Source organism: Granulicella aggregans, assembly GCF_025685565.1.
Classification (GTDB): Bacteria; Acidobacteriota; Terriglobia; order Terriglobales; family Acidobacteriaceae; genus Edaphobacter; species Edaphobacter aggregans_B.
Genome location: NZ_JAGSYE010000002.1, coordinates 85,526 through 101,938, shown reverse-complemented (window position 1 = coordinate 101,938; position 16,413 = coordinate 85,526). Strand labels below are relative to the sequence as shown.

General features: G+C 59.8%; 14 protein-coding genes. 3 read left to right on the top strand and 11 right to left on the bottom strand.

All coding sequences use genetic code 11. The features are described 5' to 3' along the window. The first annotated feature begins 19 nt into the window (after positions 1–19). A complete protein-coding gene (locus tag OHL18_RS09930; RefSeq protein ID WP_263374705.1) occupies positions 20–430 on the top strand; it encodes a hypothetical protein in 411 nt (136 codons plus the stop codon). Between the two features lie 38 nt (positions 431–468). On the opposite strand, the gene OHL18_RS09925 is transcribed toward OHL18_RS09930, so the two are convergent. The 4 genes from OHL18_RS09925 to OHL18_RS09910 all read right to left on the bottom strand — a co-directional run bounded on the left by OHL18_RS09925 (position 469) and on the right by OHL18_RS09910 (position 3,961). After that, positions 469–894, bottom strand: coding sequence for a hypothetical protein (locus tag OHL18_RS09925; protein WP_263374704.1), 426 nt, complete (start codon positions 892–894; stop codon positions 469–471). A gap of 200 nt (positions 895–1,094) precedes the next feature. Then, positions 1,095–2,846, bottom strand: coding sequence for a DNA polymerase/3'-5' exonuclease PolX (gene polX, locus OHL18_RS09920; protein WP_263374703.1), 1,752 nt, complete (start codon positions 2,844–2,846; stop codon positions 1,095–1,097). A gap of 76 nt (positions 2,847–2,922) precedes the next feature. Beyond that, positions 2,923–3,138: a cold shock domain-containing protein gene (locus tag OHL18_RS09915; protein ID WP_263374702.1), complete on the bottom strand. Its 216-nt coding sequence runs from the start codon at positions 3,136–3,138 to the stop codon at positions 2,923–2,925. 202 nt (positions 3,139–3,340) lie between these two features. Continuing rightward, complete coding sequence (locus tag OHL18_RS09910) at positions 3,341–3,961, bottom strand: NUDIX hydrolase (protein WP_263374701.1); 621 nt, start codon at positions 3,959–3,961, stop codon at positions 3,341–3,343. Between the two features lie 84 nt (positions 3,962–4,045). Between OHL18_RS09910 and bshC the strand changes: the two genes are divergently transcribed. Beyond that, complete coding sequence (gene bshC / locus OHL18_RS09905) at positions 4,046–5,653, top strand: bacillithiol biosynthesis cysteine-adding enzyme BshC (protein ID WP_263374700.1); 1,608 nt, start codon at positions 4,046–4,048, stop codon at positions 5,651–5,653. A 202-nt stretch (positions 5,654–5,855) separates the two neighbouring features. On the opposite strand, the gene OHL18_RS09900 is transcribed toward bshC, so the two are convergent. The 3 genes from OHL18_RS09900 to OHL18_RS09890 form a co-directional block, all read right to left on the bottom strand. After that, positions 5,856–7,646, bottom strand: a complete 1,791-nt coding sequence (locus OHL18_RS09900; RefSeq protein ID WP_263374699.1) for an ABC transporter permease — start codon at positions 7,644–7,646, stop codon at positions 5,856–5,858. A 99-nt stretch (positions 7,647–7,745) separates the two neighbouring features. Then, positions 7,746–9,977 (bottom strand): hypothetical protein, encoded by a 2,232-nt coding sequence (locus OHL18_RS09895; RefSeq protein WP_263374698.1) that lies wholly within the window; start codon positions 9,975–9,977, stop codon positions 7,746–7,748. Between the two features lie 208 nt (positions 9,978–10,185). Next, entirely contained in the window at positions 10,186–11,538 is a 1,353-nt protein-coding gene (locus OHL18_RS09890) for an ABC transporter ATP-binding protein (RefSeq protein WP_263374697.1), read from the bottom strand. 194 nt (positions 11,539–11,732) lie between these two features. Between OHL18_RS09890 and OHL18_RS09885 the strand changes: the two genes are divergently transcribed. Further along, positions 11,733–12,116, top strand: a complete 384-nt coding sequence (locus OHL18_RS09885; protein WP_263374696.1) for a response regulator — start codon at positions 11,733–11,735, stop codon at positions 12,114–12,116. 88 nt (positions 12,117–12,204) lie between these two features. Here OHL18_RS09885 and OHL18_RS09880 read toward each other — a convergent pair whose 3' ends face one another. The 4 genes from OHL18_RS09880 to OHL18_RS09865 form a co-directional block, all read right to left on the bottom strand. After that, positions 12,205–12,801: an LbetaH domain-containing protein gene (locus OHL18_RS09880; RefSeq protein WP_263374695.1), complete on the bottom strand. Its 597-nt coding sequence runs from the start codon at positions 12,799–12,801 to the stop codon at positions 12,205–12,207. 30 nt (positions 12,802–12,831) lie between these two features. Next, the gene (locus OHL18_RS09875; RefSeq protein WP_263374694.1) at positions 12,832–14,016 is read right to left on the bottom strand and encodes a glycosyltransferase; all 1,185 of its coding nucleotides are present in this window, start codon (positions 14,014–14,016) and stop codon (positions 12,832–12,834) included. A gap of 54 nt (positions 14,017–14,070) precedes the next feature. Then, the gene (locus OHL18_RS09870) at positions 14,071–15,333 is read right to left on the bottom strand and encodes a glycosyltransferase family 4 protein (protein WP_263374693.1); all 1,263 of its coding nucleotides are present in this window, start codon (positions 15,331–15,333) and stop codon (positions 14,071–14,073) included. A gap of 63 nt (positions 15,334–15,396) precedes the next feature. Further along, positions 15,397–16,413 (bottom strand): polysaccharide biosynthesis/export family protein, encoded by a 1,017-nt coding sequence (locus OHL18_RS09865; RefSeq protein ID WP_263374692.1) that lies wholly within the window; start codon positions 16,411–16,413, stop codon positions 15,397–15,399.

Here is a 16,413-nt window from a genome sequence, read left to right as displayed (position 1 = left end):
TCGCGATAAGATGCGGAGAATGGCTGCTTCTCTTTACATCGTCGTGGAAGGTGAAGACCCCGGTTACGACATCTTTGTGAACGGCACATCGCTGGCGCAGCACGAGGACGCGGTGGAACGGCTCGCGCTGCGGCTGGGAGTTAAGCCGTTGCTCGAGTTCTTTTCAGCCGATGAGAACTCCATGGCGCTTCTGATCGAAGAGGGAGCAGGAAATCCTGAGCTGCTTACGCAGTTGCCTCCGCCGCAGTGGTACGCGCCAGCCGCCGGACTGGAGACGGTCTCTGCGCTGATTCATGCGCTACGAGAAGATCCGTTGCAGATTGGCGCTGAAGGCGCTCTCGTACTGGCTGAACTGGAAGAGTATGTGATCGTACTGCGCAAGGCGGAGGAGCGCGGATTGCGGTGGCATCTTGCGGTGAGTTGGCGGTAGTATCCCGGACAAACAAATCCTCAAACTCTATCTATCCACTAGCCGGTGAACTCTTCCTGCGAAACCCATACGCTGCTCGGTGCTTCTCCACGAAGACTCCGCGCTCCGCTGTAGGCGGCAGCGCCAAAGCCTCCGACAAGGATCGCCATGCCTAGAACCGACCAGACCCAAACATGAGCAAATCCCCGCGATATCATCCACCAACTCAGAGACCAACCGAAGACGCTACCAATCCCCGCCACGATCAAAGTCGCATACACGCGAAATAACATAAACGTGAAGCGGTGGACGATGAACTGATGCAGCCATGCGACCACAGTAGCGACGGCGACTGTCAACAGCACTCCCGCGCCCAGGTATGCCCAACCGAAGGTTGTGAGTAACGTTGGCGAATGAAGTGACTGAGCACCTCCATTGGTACTGATGAAGGCGTCCGCTACAAGCGCAAGGCCCGCAAGCGTCATGAGCGCTATCGTGCATGGTCCCCATGTTGCACACCACAACGCGGCGCTGAGAGCAAAGCGCCGAAACGGAGGTAAAGCGACGAAGACTAAAAACGTCACTGCTCCTACCAGCATGAAAAGAAAAACAATCATGGCGAACAGGAGTGGTAGCATGCTGAAATTCTTTCTGACAGCCTGACTGCCGTCAACAACTCTGTGCATCAGGGCTTCTGTCGCAGAGCTGCCGTAAACGCGTCAAACGGGAGCGTGTTGAGCACGTCACCAGGCGACAGCCATGCTCTCCGAAGCTGCGTGATACCGAAGCGCATCTGGTCGAGCTCTTCGGTGGCGTGCGCGTCGGTGTCGACGACGATCTTGCAGCCGTGCTGTTTTGCAAGGCGGAGATGGAGATCGTTGAGATCGGAGCGGGCGGGTGCGGCATTGTGCTCGACAGCGACTCCAAGCTCGGCGGCCCGCTTGAGTACCGTGTCGATGTTGAGAGCATAGGCATCGCGCTTGAGGACCTTGCGGCCGGTCGGATGTCCAAGGATGCGCGTATGCGGATTCTCGAGCGCTCGAAGAACTCGCGCCGTAGTCTCTTCGATCGGCTGATCGAAGCGGCTGTGGATGCTGGCGACGACAATATCCATCTGGGCGAGCGTAGAGTCGTCGAGGTCGAGGGTGCCGTCGGCGAGGATATCGACCTCGATGCCGGGGAGCACGCGGATGCGGCCTTCCATCTCGGCGTCCACTTCGCGGATGCGCTTGACGTGCTCAAGCGCTCGAGCGTCGTCAAGACCATTGGTCATCGCAAGATTCTTCGAGTGGTCGGTGATGGCGATGTAGCTTAGACCTCGCGCGATCGCGGCTTCCGCCATCTGCTTGATGGTGTCGCGACCGTCCGTCGCGTTGGTGTGCATGTGCAGATCGCCGCGGATGTCAGAGAGCGTGATTAGCTGCGGGAGTGTGTGATTGGCCGCTGCTTCGAGTTCGCCGGAGTTCTCGCGGAGCTCTGGTGCGATGTAATCGAGGTCGAGCGCGCGGTAGATCTCCTCTTCACTGGCTGCAGCGACGATCACGTTGTCTTCAAGCCGTAGTAGGGCGTATTCGCTCAGCGTGAGGCCGCGCTTGATGGCGCGCTGACGCAGAGCGACGTTGTGCATCTTCGAGCCGGTGAAGTACTGGAGGGCCGCTCCATAGCTGGCGCGCGGGAGCAGTCGGACGTCCACCTGTAAATTATTGCGAAGTGTGAAGGAGACCTTGTTCTGGCCTTTTGCGAGAAGCTTGTCGATGAGCGGCAGGCTGGCGACGTGATCGACGGCGGCGCTGACCACGCCGGGCTCGCAGGCCGGGCCGGTGACGAGGAGATCGAGATCGCCTACCGTCTCTCTGCCGCGGCGCAGAGAGCCTGCCGGAGTGATCTGGTCTATGCCGGGAAATGCGCGAATCAGGTCGGAGATCCGGGCAGCGAACTCTTCCGCCTCGTCGATGCGGAACCGGCTCGAGTTCTTGCGGTAGTCTTCTATTCCTTTGAGGAGCTTCGTGGTGAACTTCTCGCCCATGCGGGGAAGCGTGTTCAGATGACCAGCCTTAGCTGCCTCTTCGAGGGCATCGATATCGCCCACCGCGAGCGCCGACCAGATGAGCGCCACTGTCTTCGGTCCCATTCCGGGAAGGCGTAGCAGCTCCAGCATGGTTGGCTTGTACTTCGCCAGCAGCTCCTCGCGCAGCGGCATGGAACCCGTCGCGACGAGGTCGCGGATATTTGCAGCCATGCCCTTGCCGATGCCAGCGATCGCAAGTAACGCTTTAGGGTCTGCTTCGGGCGTTGCCAACGTTGCCAGTTGGACCGTCTGCTGCTCTACCGCTTCGGCAGCCCGGCGATAAGAGCGAATGCGGAATGGGTCTGCCGAGTCGATCTCGAGAAGCGCGGCCGTCTCATCGAGAAGCCTGGCAATGGTTATGTTATCCATAGGAGACAAAAGGGCAACCGCTCGTCACGGTTGCCCCTTTGATTGTAAGTGATCCTATCCGGAGTGCTAGATTCCCTTAGGCCTCTTTGATTCGCGCTACCTGATCCGCTTGGGGCCCCTTGGAACCCTGGATGATGTCGAATTCCACTAAATCGCCCTCCTTCAGACTCTTGTAGCCCTCGAGCTGAATTGAGCTGTAGTGAACGAAGACATCCGCGCCATCGTCACGACCGAGGAATCCGTAACCTTTTGCGTTGTTGAACCACTTTACCGTTCCTTTGTACTGTGCCAAGTTGCGCTCCTGGAGGAATTCATGAGTTCCAGGCCTGTTTCTGGGGAGGCCCTTATCTGCCGTGCGGTTTTAGCGCGGTATTGATCATTAAGACGCAGGGTTGCGCCCGAGGGTTTCCCCGCAGGTGATTGAGCTTGGATTCGAGGCAGACGCGGGAACTAACTCATTCTCTCTCAGCGAGTCACAGCCGCTGCGCGTGACTCTAGCTGGACGCACGAAGCTGACCCTGCAAGAGCAGCAAGCCGATCAGGGTCTTGCCATCGTGAATCTTCCCCGAAGCGATGAGCTTCATGGCTTCTGACAGGGGAATCTGCAGGATTTCGATCTGCTCGTCGGGTTCGGGCTGGGCCTCGCCCGCACGAATGCCGCGCGCGAGATAGATGTGCATCGACTCGCCTAGAAACCCCGGGCTTGCAAAGTACCTTGTCAGCAGCTTCCAACTCTTGGCGCGGTATCCGGTCTCTTCGATCATCTCCCGCTTTGCGGCAGTAAGCGGTGGCTCGTTTGGTTCGATACGGCCCGCGGGCAACTCCAGCAGGAACTCGCCGACGGCGTGGCGATACTGACGCTCAAGGATGATGATGGGGTCTTTGGGGTCAATGGACTCGTCGATCGCCAGCACAACTACGGAGCCGTTGTGGCGGATCACATCACGTTTGAAGATCAGGCCGTTCGGTTCCTCTACGGTGTCCCTGTAGACATTGATGACGCGGCCCTTGTACGCGAGCTTCGAAGAGATCAGGCGGGACTTCGCGAGAGCCGATTTTGAGGAGGGTTTCTTCGACGGGGTCGCTTGGAGCGCGGTCTTTACCTTGGCAGCCATGACCTTACGGTATCATCCAGCAGCAGGAGAATCTGCATCGGAGACCGGCAACCGGGCATCCAAACCTGCATTGGCCCAAGCGATATGAGCACAGAGTGTTATCCCATCAGCGTTCTCCCACACGTTACGCGGCTCTACCGCGACTACGTTGCCATGCAAGAGAACCCTGTCGTTGCCTCCTGGTACGGGACTAACCCAACCAACGACAGCTGGATGCGAGCGAACTCTGTGGTTCCCGCGAAGAGCGATGAACTGGCCGATGCGTTACGCAAGCAGAGCATCGAATTCCGGGCAGCTCCGCAGGCGCTGGCAAATGTAGAGAAGCTTCGCAACGGAGCGAGGGCGGTGGTCACGGGCCAGCAGGTTGGACTCTTCGGCGGCCCGTTGCTGACCCTGCTGAAGGCCGCTACGGCGATTGCCCGGGCAGCTGAGGCTTCACGGTTGACGGGCGTCGATCATGTGCCCGTCTTCTGGCTGGCGACTGAAGACCACGACCTCGCCGAGGTAGACCAGCTTTCGCTGCTGACAAAGACTTCGGTCGAGTTGATCAAGGCAAATCTGAAGACGGCTGTACCCGTTCCGGTGGGCAGCGTCATCCCGGGACAGGGGATTACGGAAGCTTTGGATCAGGCAAGTGAGTTGCTGGCATGGGCGCCCATCACCGAAAAGCTCAGGGAGTTCTATAGGCCGGAGAGTACGCTGGGCGGAGCCTTCGCGAGACTACTGACTTATCTCTTTTCGGCCCATGGCCTGATCGTGATGGACGCGGCTGGTCGAGACTTCCATGCGCTTGGGTCGCCCGTACTCCGGGAGGCTATTGAACGCGCTGAGGAGTTGGAAACGGCGCTGTTGGCTCGCTCGACAGAGCTGGAGCGCGACGGCTACCACGCCCAGGTGCTGGTGAAGCCGGGAGCTTCGTTGTTGTTTCTAGTGGATGAGCTTACCGGGGAGCGGCTTGCGTTGAGGCGGCTGGGCAGCGATGTCTGGAAGGCTGGTGGCCGCAGCTACTCCAAGTATGAGTTGCTGGCGATCCTGGATGCGGCCCCAGAACGAATCAGCCCGAACGCTCTGCTTCGGCCAGTGTTTCAGGATGTGATTCTGCCGACCGCGGCTTACATCGGCGGGCCCGCCGAGATCGCGTACTTCGCCCAGAGCGCCGTCCTTTACGAGAAGCTCCTCGGGCGGATCACCCCTGTACTGCCAAGACTTAGCGCCACTTTGATCGAGCCGGCAATCGGCGAAGTCATGGCGCGGCATGAGGTCTCGCTGCCCGATGCGATGACGACCGCTGAGGCTCTCGCACAGCGTCTTGGAGCACGTGCCATGCCGATTGCCGGGAAGCGCAAGATCGCGGCTGTAGGAAATGCCCTGGAAGTGGAGCTTAAGGCGTTGACGGAGTATCTATCGGAGATGGACGAAAGCCTGGGACGCTCAGCAACTGTATCGGCCTCGAAGATGCGGTACCAGATGAACCGGCTGCGGCGAATGGCTGCGACTTTTGAGTTGCAGAAAGAGGCGAGTCTTCGCAAACATGCCGATGCGATGACTCTGAACCTTTATCCTGACGGGCATCTACAGGAACGCCTGCTCGGCGGGGTCTGGTTTTTAGCTCGCTCTGGAGATGAACTGATTGAGCGGCTTATTCAAGAGGCGAAGAACCTCTGCCCTGGGCACGTTGTGGTTCGGCTTTAGGACTCGTTGAAAAGGTCGAAGCAGAAAGAAAGCCGTACCTCAGCGGCTGAAGCCGCTCTGCAAATGAGGCACGAAAGGCACGTCTGAAGCCGTGCCCTAAGCAAAACCGGGTACTTCAAGAATTTCCCTGGCGAACTTCCTCCAGGCTGCGCCACTCGTTCTGAGCGTAGATACTTCAAAGAAATTTCTCGTCGGCGAAGTTCTAGCTGAGCTTGTAGCGGGTTTCCGCCAGACGAAACATCGGCCGCCAAACAAGGCGGTTGGTCGTCACGACCATCATCGCCATGACGATGGTAGAGAGCAGAAGAACAGGGAAGCGACCGGTGCTGGTCGCTTCGCTGATGATCGCGCCCAGGCCAAGGGTCTGAAGGATCTTGCCCTTGATGGGGAAGTACTCGGCGATGATGCTGGCGTTCCACGCTCCACCCGACGCGGTGACGAGGCCGGTCACCAGGAAGGGGAAGATTCCGGGCAGGATGACGGTCTTCCAGCGCTGAACGGTGCCGAAGTGGAAGAGGGTGGCGACCTCCTTCAGATCGTTGGGGATGGCGATAGCTCCGGCAATGACGTTGAAGAGGATGTACCACTGAGTGCCGAGGAGCATGAGCGCGATAGAGCCGATGCCCATGCCTCCACCGATCTGGACGAGAGCGAGAAGAAGAATAGGGAAGAGCGCCGTGGCGGGGACTGATGCTGCGATCTGCGCCAATGGCTGCGCGATGCGGGCGAGGCGCGGGTTCGAGCCGATGGCTACGCCGACGGGGATGGTCCAGGCAGAGGCGAGCAGCAGAGCGAGATTCACGCGAAGGAACGTGATGATTGCGCCGAGCAGGATGTGGAGGTACTCCCGACCGGGAAGGGGACGGAGAAGAGCGACAGCCTGCAGTGCCGCGAAGGCTACTGCGACGGCAGCGATAATGCCGAGGAGCGCAGGAACGCCGTAGGCGCGGATGCGGTCGGCAAAGGAGCGGCTGGGCCTGGCATCGGGATCGTAGGTGGCGAGCTTGTGGAGGCGCTCCATCCGGCGCGACGCGAGCTTGCCGTAGAGGCTTTCGGTGAATGGGTCGAGGGTGTGGCGGCGGATGGAAGCGAGCGCGTCCGAGTGGGTGAAGAGATGCAGGATCGGGGAGTTGACCCGCTTGTTGCTCTCCACCTGCTCGAACTTGAACTTGTTGGACCACGAGATCAAAGGACGCCAGAGAAGCTGATCGGTGGCGACGATGATGGCGACCATGGTGAAGAGGCCCCAGGCGATAGCGGCACCGTCGCCCTTGTCGGCAGCGGTCTGGAGATAGGAGCCGAGACCGGGAAGCCTGAAGTCGCGCGAACCGAGATGGAACATCTCGCAGGCCATGAGAAAGAACCAGGCCCCCGCGACGGACATGATGGAGTTCCAGATGAGGCCGATGGCGGCGTAGGGGAGCTCGAGCTGGAAGAGGCGCTGGACGCCGGAGAAGCCGTAGATTGCCGTCGCTTCTTTTAGCTCGCGGGGCAAGCTCTTCAGCGAGGAGTAAAAGCTGAAGGCCATGTTCCAGACCGAGCCGGTGAAGATGAGGACGATTGCGCCCATCTCGACACCAAGCTGGCGGGTAGGGAAGAGGGCGATCATGGCGAGCATGACCGGCGGGAGAAAGCTGAGAACGGGGATCGACTGGAGGATGTCGAGGACCGCGATCATAACCTTTTCCGCGCGCTGGTTGTAGGCGGCGATGTAGCCGTAGGTGATGGCGAAGAGCAGGCTGAGCAGATAGGCGAGGCCGATACGGACGACGGAGTAGAAGGCGTAGAGCGGGAGTGAGCGCGGGCTAAGCGAGACGACCATCTCGGGTTCAGGGCGACCGGCCCAGAACATGGCAATGCGGAGGATGGCATAAAAGCAAGCAAGGCCGATGGCAGCGACGCCGAGGTCGATGAAAAAGGGCGTGCCGCGCTCCAGCACCTGAGCGCGGGCGAGGGTCTCGCGGGGCTGGAATGGGTTCGGGAGCTGGATCATCCCACGATTGTATGTGAGCCGTGTTTCGGTGTCCGCAACGTGGCGATAGTTCCCAACGGAAGTGGGGCACATTCCTGCCTCAATTGCGATTGCTTGGGCTTAGGACAGTGTGAGGGTGCAGTTCATGGAGCTATTGTCGGTGGATCGCTGAACATCACCGGCTACCTGCGTGGTGCTCGCGCCGCACAGCTTCAGGAGAGCACCTGCGGTCGGGACGCCGTACGGAATGAAGACATCGCTGGTAATCACCTGTGCAACGAATGCGAGCAATTCGTTGTAGCGTGTGAGGTCGGTAACCGCTTCCGCAGCGCTTGCAAGGTTAGTGAGGTCTTCCACCAGGTTCATGAATCCCTGGCTTGCCTGCATGAAATAGCCCGCAGAGATGCGGTTGTTGTCGTCGGGCAGCGCCTTCAGTCCCTGCGCGATGACTCCAGTCTGGCGGCGGTTGGGATCGATTGTCGATCCGATCTCGTCAATGGCTGCGCGGTTGAAGGCGACCCAGTTGTCATAGGTGTACGCGGACAAAATGGAAAGATCCGGGATGAGTTCGGTCGTGGCGGACCGGAAGGCATTCCAATTATTTTGATCGGCGGACTGGGGAAGCGGCCCTGGATTGCCCCCGTTGAACGGGGTGAAAGTAAGTTTCTCGTAAACCGGCGATTTGATCTGATAGGTGAGCGTCAGCTTGCCGCCGGGATGTCCTCCAAGGTAGCTGGCTATGGCTTTTTGCATCGCCGCTGTGGCTGGCAGAGCCGGCGCGATGGCAAGAGTGTCGGAGAAGGATGCTCCACTGCGCTGCCTGCTGGCTTCGCAGAGTTCGAGGCGGAGATCGACATCGGTGTGAGAGACATTGCCAGCCGCGTCCCGGATGGCTCCGACGACGAAGTAGACGCGGAATGAGTCAAAGGATGTCTTTGTCCCGGCCTTGGTCTCGTCGCCGACGGCCGCGTGGATTCGAATGGTACCGTCGGGGCCCAGTTCAACGTTCGCGTTTGAAAAGAAGTCGTTGACGTCGCTGAAGTTGAAGAGATTGAAGAAGTGAAAGCTGATGGTGCAGGAGCGCTTGAGGCTTTCGGACACCCCGGAACCGGGTTGGAGCGTCAGGCCGCCCTGGTTGAGTGCTTTGAAGATATCCCCGGAGATCAACGCCGGCCAGCCTGCGCTGGTAAGGGCTGCATTGCTCAGGTCGGCGTCGAAGACGAAGAGGGTCGTGTGGTTCTGCTGGCGACAAAGGCTGGCGCTGAGGCCGACCTGGCTTGAGGGATCTTCGGCCCAGGAAGCAAGTTTCGCGTTGAGACTGCTGGCGAGGCTGTTGCCCGCACTTCCAGCCGCGCTTCCTGCCTCGGCCGCGAGCTTGTCGCTATGCGTTACCTCTTTCACGATTTTCTGAACGTCATCTTGCCGGATGGAGATGGAGGCGTCGGAAGCAGTGATGCCGACGTCGATACCAGCCGTAACGCCTATGTCGTTTTCGAGGGCGCGGATGAGATAGACGGTTGCGACACTATCGGTGGACTTGTCGACGACGAGACCAAAGTGATCGGTATGGGAGTAGCAGACCGAACCTGTCACCCCTGCATCCATGCCCGGCGAGGGCGGAGTGATGGAGACGGCCTTCTGTGCGCTGGCGAGAGCGCTGGCTACTCCCGGAGCCGCAAAGGTATGGCTTCCGATGCCGTAAGTCACGTCGAGCTCCGCGCTAAACGTTCCGTCGAAGAGAACGCGGCAGAGTGAGCCTGTCTGCATCTCCGTGATCCGGGTGGGATCGAGCGGGAAGACGATCTGGGAGAATGCGAGCTTAATGGCATCCATGGCATTCAGGGAGTCGTCGACGGGCTGGCAGAAGGAGAGGGTTGCGCACCTGCCTCCGGAGACGGCTCCTGCGATGCCGACGCCGCCGACACTTCCGGAAGCCTTCGCGGACGCCTTGATATCGAAGTCCAGATCGATATTGATATAGGCCATGCCGGCCTTCGGGCCTGCGAGGATCTTGCTGGGGGTGGTGGCATCGAGGGTCGTGGCGACGGCGAAGGTTTCGCTGACAGTGCTGATGCACATGGCACACTTCGCACGGCCCGAGAGAGAAAAGACGATTCCGTTGGGGAGAGTCCAGCTTGCCGGAGCATTGATGGCGATTGCGGTCGCAGCCTTGGCGACGGCTGCGTCCTTCACCGAGCCTGTCGCAAACTTCACGACGTCACCGCCCAGGTTGAAGACGGCGTCTCTGTCCGAGGTCAACTGGGACAACAAGGAGCTGGCGGAATCAAGGTCGTGAAGTACGTCGATCGAGAGTGTCGGTGCTGTCGGTGCAGCGGTAGGGGGAGCGGCCATTGTGTTCCTCCGTGACGGGCTGCACCACTGTGCAGCGAACGAGAGGATCGTGACATGCCGGGATGGTGAGTGCAAGCGATTTGTCGCGCCGGTTTGCGAGAAGCTCTGACAACCTGCCTGGACGGACGCGTATGTCCCTTGCGGCCAATGGGTTACGGATCACCTGCGACCGCAATGCCATTTCGGGAGTCTGCTGTATGGCCGCCGCTCAGGCGTCGATCTCCGCTTCCGCCTCGGTCTCGGCATCTTCGTGCAGCTTTTCGGGCTGAATGAACCGGCGGCGGGAGGCGTCATAGTCGAAGAGTTCGGCGTAGCGGCCCCAGTTGATGGCGGTTTCGAGTTGGCGGAGGGTCTCCTCCTCACTGAACTGCTCGTCGAGCATGTCGTGAAAGAACTCCTCGGGAACGCTGCGGTCGCTCTTAGCCTCGACGGCGCGGACGATCTGGCGCAGCAGAAGAACATTTTCGACGGCGGCGATGCGGAAGAGTTCCTTCTGGCGAAGGATCTCGGAGTTAGCGTACTCGGTGCCGGTGGGGGTGATGGCAGCATCACCCTCGTTGACCTTGAGGAAGCCGAGAAGCTGGGCTGCGTCGACGATCGGTAGGAGGTCGTCTATCTCGAAGGCGAGGTCGTCGGCGAGCTTGTAGATGTCGTCCTTTCCGGCGTGGTCGATGAGGATCTCGAGCAGGCCGGCGATGCCCCCGGGGCGGGCGTGGGGAAGCATCTGGTAGTGCATCTGGCGTTGGTCGCGGACTGGCTTGCCGTCGCCCGTTTGGGGCAGGGCGGGCGGCTTGGCGTCGGGCTGGGTGAGTACCTTGTAGATGTAGTCAACCAACTGGGTGAAGGCGCTGGCCTTGCGGTCGCGAGGGTGGGCGAGGGTGACCTTGAAGTCGGTGCGGATGTGGCCCGGATTGCGCCCGAGGACGATGATGCGGTCCGCGAGTAGGACTGCCTCTTCGATGTTGTGGGTGACGATGAAGATCGCCTGGGTGGGGATGGTCTTCTTCTGCCAGAGTTCCAGGAGTTCGGAGCGCAGATTCTCAGCAGTGAGTACGTCGAGGGCGGAGAAGGGTTCGTCCATGAAGAGGACTTCGGGCTCGACGACAAGCGCTCGCGCGAAGCCAACGCGCTGTCGCATGCCGCCGGAGAGTTCCTTCGGGTAGGCAGCCTGGAAGCCCTCAAGACCCACGGTGTTGAGAATGTTCATCGCTCGGCGGCGGCGCTCGGCGGGCTCCATGCCGCGGGCCTTGAGAGGAGCTTCGACGTTCTCGAAGACGGTGAGCCAGGGAAAGAGGGCGAAGCTCTGGAAGACGATGGAGACATTGACGTCGGCGCTGCCGATGGGGCGGTCGTGCCAGTACACCTGCCCGGCGGACGGGGTGGACAAACCGGTGAGCATGCGCAGGAGGGTCGATTTGCCTGAGCCGGAGGGACCGAGCAGGGCGACGATCTCGCCCGGGACCACCGCAAGATCGGTCGGGGAGATGACCTGGATGCGGTTCTCGCTTGGCTGGGCGTAATATTTTTCGACACGTTCGGCGCGGATAATCGCTTCGGGCATAAGACTCATTGGATTTGGTTTTAGAGCGAGTCGTCGGGCGGAAATCGGTGTTCGATAGACAAGCTACTCAGCGGTCAGCGTATCATTAGACGGAGCAGAGCATGATGAAGTGGACTGAGGACTCGTACGCGTTGTAGTCCCAGATAGAAAAGTTACGTCACACAAAGAGCGATAACCCCAAGGAAAACAGAGACATGCCAGAGACACATCCCACCAGCGCACCGAAGTCCAAGGTACTTGTTGCCGACGATGAACAGGTGATTGCAAATACACTTGCCATCATTCTCAACCAGGCTGGATTCGAAGCAAAGGCGGTCTACAGCGGAGAAAAGGCGATCGAGGCACTCGATACTTTTGAACCGGATATGCTGATCAGCGATGTCATCATGACAGGATTGACCGGGATCGAAACCGCCATCATCACGCGGGAAAAACTTCCCAAGTGCAAGATTCTATTGTTTTCAGGTCAGGCCGCCACGGCCGATCTTCTGGAAAAGGCACGGGCCGAGGGACACGAATTCGAGATTCTCGCGAAGCCCGTACATCCGACGGACCTTCTAGCCAAGCTGAGAAGCTAAGCGAGTTGAGCTGGCAGGCTGGCAAGGGAAGGTTTTCGGACTCCTTGCCAGCCGGAGGTTGCATTCCTTGGCCTCGATCACCTCTCAACTACCTGAGTTCGGGCTGCTGGCGTGATTTAATCTCAACTGCGGGGACGCCGGCGTAGACGGTCCACGACTTGAGGTCTCGCGTGGCCACGGAACCCAGTCCCAGGACAGCCCCGTCGCCGAGATTTACGCCGGGAGCTACCGAAGCCCGGGCGCAGACCCAGGCGTACGAGCCGATCGACATGGCGAAGGCGATTAGGGGGAACGCAGGGTCGTCGTAGTCATGCGTGGCACCACAGACGAACGCGTCCTGCGAGAGGATCGCATGCCCCCCAAAGGTTACGGGTGCCGGGTTGTAGATCTCGGCACCATCGGCTGCGGTCACCTGCTCGCCACATACAAGGTTCCAGGGCGCCCAGACCTTTGAGGCGGGATAAAAGTGGCAGTTCGGCCCCATCTTTGCGCCGTACAGCCTTAGTAGCGCCGAGCGCCATGCGTGCAAGGGACGGGGCGAAGGCCTGTAAAACAGAAGCCATACGATGTTCCAGCTTGCCCGCCCGATCCGGCTGGAAAGAGAGAACGCTGGCCGGAGGTAGGGGTCGCTTGATGTGTGCAGCGAAGGATGCTCAGCCGCGTTGTAAAGAGGTTGTCTGGGCATGATTCGAACAAGCGTCCCGAGTGAAGACTACTAACCGGATGCGGAGGCCAGATGCTCGTTCGATTGTAAATGGGCCGCAGTCTCCAGCAGATCGTTGAAGACGGAGACATTTACCTTCATATCGAAACGCGAGTGAAAGCAGGCCAGCGCGTTGGCTCCCATCCTCTCGCGCTCCGCTTGCGAGAGCTTCATCCAGCGCAGGAACAGATTGGTTGTCCCCTGAAGAGTATCGGCCTCCATGAAGCCCGCATGGTCGGCCAGAATCTCCGGTGCAATATTCACCTTATCCGAGAGCAGAACCGGTCTGCCGCAAGACAGGGCTTCCGCGACGGCGATGCCGAAGTTCTCCTGGTGAGAAGGCAGAATAAAGGCTTCGCAAGTAGCAAACGCGCCCCATTTCTGAGTGCCACTGAGCATTCCGGTCCAGTGAACGCGGTGACTGAGTCCGGCTCTCCTAAGTTTTTCTTCTAGTTGAGGCCTCCAGCGGGTCTCGTCCGGACCGGCCATGACGAGATCGAGTTGGGGATCATTTGCGGCAGTGGTGATGAAGGCGTCGATCAGCAGGTCGCAACCCTTCTTTCGATCGATGCGACCGAGAAACAGGAGATACCGCCGGCCTTGAAGATCGGGAAATCGTCCGTGGAAGTCTGCGGCGGACTGCGCTAGATCGACGTCCGGAGTTCTCGAACCGTAAGGGACGATGACCGAAGACCAGCGGTTCAGCCAGAAGCTCTTACGAGCCAGCCGTTCTTCTTCGGCGCAGGTGAAAAGAACGTTCACGGCACCGCGAAGAACCCAGTATTCCGCTGCGATCCAGTAAGCCCACTTCTTGAAATGTTTGAAGGGGAACGCTCGCTTGAAGTACGGATCCAGCATGCCGTGTACGAAGACGAAGTACGGAACCTTTCCCGAGTACGCTCTCCATGTCGCAAATCCGCAGTATTGCCAGAGCCCGTGGACGATGACGTTGTCGAACCGGGCTGCGTTTTCGCGCAACCAGGGAACGAGACGGCGGTTGTAGCCGAACTTCGTCGGAGTGGGTCCCAATGCTGTTACCGGGTAGGCGAAGTTCTTTAGAAACGGCGATGCAGGGTCATCGAGCGTGACCGCCTCGCTCACGTGACCGGGCCGGGAAAACTCGATATGCATGGATACAGCTGCTGCCGGACCGCCAGAGGCCGGGTTGAGCGTGCCGATAATGTGAAGCGTTCGCATCAAATGGAAGCCTACCAGCTTCGATGATGATTCACGCGCCCGAGGTTGAGCGCACTAAGATAGATGCCTTGAATTTTCAGGAATGATCCGGGTGAGTGATGCGATGGCAGCGCGCAGACCACGGACGTCGGCTTCGAAGTCGTACCCCTGGATCTTCTTCAGTGCGCGGAGACCCATGCGCGGAGCACATCCGGGATCCTCGAGCAAGCGGACCAGGGCCGAAGCGAGGGAATTGACGTTGCCCACAGAAAATACGAAGCCTTCGACACCATCTGTGACCAGATCAGGCTGGCACCCCACATCATTTGAGAGGATGACCGGCCGGCCCGCGTTCATCGCTTCGTTGACGATGAGGCCCCATGGCTCGTGCCGCGATGGCAGGACGAAGACTGTGGCCAGATCGAAGAACCGTGGAAGCTCCGACTGGTTACGGAAGCCGCAAAAACGAATGCTGTCGACACCGCTCTGTGCGGCGCGTGCCTCAAGCGCGGCCCGCTCCTCGCCATCGCCCACGATCACCAGGTATGGTCGCAGACCCGGTCGCGCGATCACCTGGAGATACGCCTCCAACAGGTCGATGCAGCGCTTGCGTTCCTGGAGCTTCGAGGCGAACAAGATAACCGGTCGCGAGGGATCAATACCAAGCTCCTGCTGCAGAGCCGCCCGGCCCGGTTGTGCCTCCTTGCTGCGAGCCTGAAAGTACGCGTTGTCGACACAGTAAGGCATCGTGAACGACGGGATGTCCGGGCCGAGGTAGTGCTGCCAATATTCGGAGTTCAATTTGCCGATGGGAGCGACTCCGGAGATGAACCGGCGCAGGGTCCGGAAGAAGAGCTCTTTTCCGGCGAGCTTGACGGTGCTTCGCTCACGGTCGATAAGGGTCGACTCGGCGCGCAGCAGGACCGGTATGCCCAGGGCCTTCGCCGCGAAGATTCCCTGAAGGGCATTGACGCTGGCGTATCCGTGGACCCACAGCATGTCGAACGCGGGCCCGCTGCCGCGACCGCTGAGGCGGTTCAGGATGCCGTGGCTGATCGGAGCAAAGGTGGATACGGTGGCGTTGTCGCGGAGAGTTGGAAGAAACTCGTGCCGGTAGCCTTCTACGAGAGGCACGTCCCACTTTACCGTGACGCCAAACCCCTTGTCGGCGTAGTTGCGCAGGGAGAAATCCGAACCAAAAAAGACGGTCAGGTCGATGTCCGGTTCCTGTGCAATTCGGCGCAGGAGTGGAGCCTGGTATTGAATCGGGTGGCTGACGAGGTACGCCAGCTTGATTCGGCGTGTCTGGCCACGGTGGATTTGAGTTTCGCTAAGCATTTAGGGGCATAGCCTACGTGACACAGGTGTGCGGTTGAGCAGCGGAAGGTGGTAGACAACTGCCTAGTAGCGGGCGGAGATGACGGCGAGGTTGGCTACGCTGATGAGGAGATTCAGGCCTCCTGATACAACGGCGGATTTGAGGGCGCTGGTGGGAAGGTAGACGATGTCGTCCGCCTGAAGGATCGGGTCGGGATCCTTACCCAGCATCACGCGCCTGACATCCACCTGGACGAAGGTGCGTTTGCTATCCACTGTACGGATGATGCGGAGGTCCTGAAATTTGCCCGCATAGAGGGTGCCACCGGCGACCGAGGTCGCTTGCAGAAGGGTCAAAGGGGAGTTCTGCTGGATCGGAATGACGCCAGGAGTCTTGAATTCGCCGAGCATGTAGACGACGCCAACGCGAGAGATGACGACGGTGTCTCCCGGGTAGAGGGGGATGTTGACCTCGCGACTATGCATGGGGTCGTTCCCAAGATCGACGACAAGAGGCTTATCTACACCGGGACGGTCTATGGTGAGCGTGTGGCTGGCGTTTGGCGGGAGGCCGCCGGCCGCCGAGAGGACTTCCAGCAGGCGGCGTTCGGAGCTGGCGGGAATGACTGCGTGGGCCTCGCCAGCGACTGTGATGACCCCGTTGGTGGATTCGGTGACCTGAATGCTCACCTGCGGATCAACGTACATCCCGGAGGTCCTGAGCTTCGTAGCGATGAGGGTTTCGGCCTGCTGGACGGTGAGTCCCTTCACGGAGACGATACCGATCAGCGGCAACTGTATCGTCTCGTCCAGTGAGACCCGTACGACGGGTGTATAGTCCAGCGAACCGAAGATGTGTACGGTGACGAGGTCGCCCGGGGTCAGGTAGATCGAACGGTTTGCCGGATGGAGAAGAGCAGCATCGGTCGTGGGAGTTCCGGTGTCTGCCGGAACGGGACTCTTCACGCCCGGGCCGCTGAATTGAGCGTTGGCCGATGCGGTCGCGAACGATAGAAGCAGGGCCGCAAGCAGCGAACAGGTGAGCATCCGGAGGCGGGGCATCGATTTGCTTCCTTTGAGGAGAGTGGCGAGGAGGTTCAT

Excerpts from the sequence above, each read along its gene's own strand:
- OHL18_RS09930 (WP_263374705.1), top strand. The coding sequence starts at position 20 with ATGGCTGCTTCTCTTTACATCGTCGTGGAAGGTGAAGACCCCGGTTAC.
- OHL18_RS09925 (WP_263374704.1), bottom strand. The coding sequence starts at position 894 with ATGACGCTTGCGGGCCTTGCGCTTGTAGCGGACGCCTTCATCAGTACC.
- polX (WP_263374703.1), bottom strand. The coding sequence starts at position 2,846 with ATGGATAACATAACCATTGCCAGGCTTCTCGATGAGACGGCCGCGCTT.
- OHL18_RS09910 (WP_263374701.1), bottom strand. The coding sequence starts at position 3,961 with ATGGCTGCCAAGGTAAAGACCGCGCTCCAAGCGACCCCGTCGAAGAAA.
- bshC (WP_263374700.1), top strand. The coding sequence starts at position 4,046 with ATGAGCACAGAGTGTTATCCCATCAGCGTTCTCCCACACGTTACGCGG.
- OHL18_RS09900 (WP_263374699.1), bottom strand. The coding sequence starts at position 7,646 with ATGATCCAGCTCCCGAACCCATTCCAGCCCCGCGAGACCCTCGCCCGC.
- OHL18_RS09895 (WP_263374698.1), bottom strand. The coding sequence starts at position 9,977 with ATGGCCGCTCCCCCTACCGCTGCACCGACAGCACCGACACTCTCGATC.
- OHL18_RS09890 (WP_263374697.1), bottom strand. The coding sequence starts at position 11,538 with ATGCCCGAAGCGATTATCCGCGCCGAACGTGTCGAAAAATATTACGCC.
- OHL18_RS09885 (WP_263374696.1), top strand. The coding sequence starts at position 11,733 with ATGCCAGAGACACATCCCACCAGCGCACCGAAGTCCAAGGTACTTGTT.
- OHL18_RS09880 (WP_263374695.1), bottom strand. The coding sequence starts at position 12,801 with ATGCCCAGACAACCTCTTTACAACGCGGCTGAGCATCCTTCGCTGCAC.
- OHL18_RS09875 (WP_263374694.1), bottom strand. The coding sequence starts at position 14,016 with ATGCGAACGCTTCACATTATCGGCACGCTCAACCCGGCCTCTGGCGGT.
- OHL18_RS09870 (WP_263374693.1), bottom strand. The coding sequence starts at position 15,333 with ATGCTTAGCGAAACTCAAATCCACCGTGGCCAGACACGCCGAATCAAG.
- OHL18_RS09865 (WP_263374692.1), bottom strand. The coding sequence starts at position 16,413 with ATGAACCTCCTCGCCACTCTCCTCAAAGGAAGCAAATCGATGCCCCGC.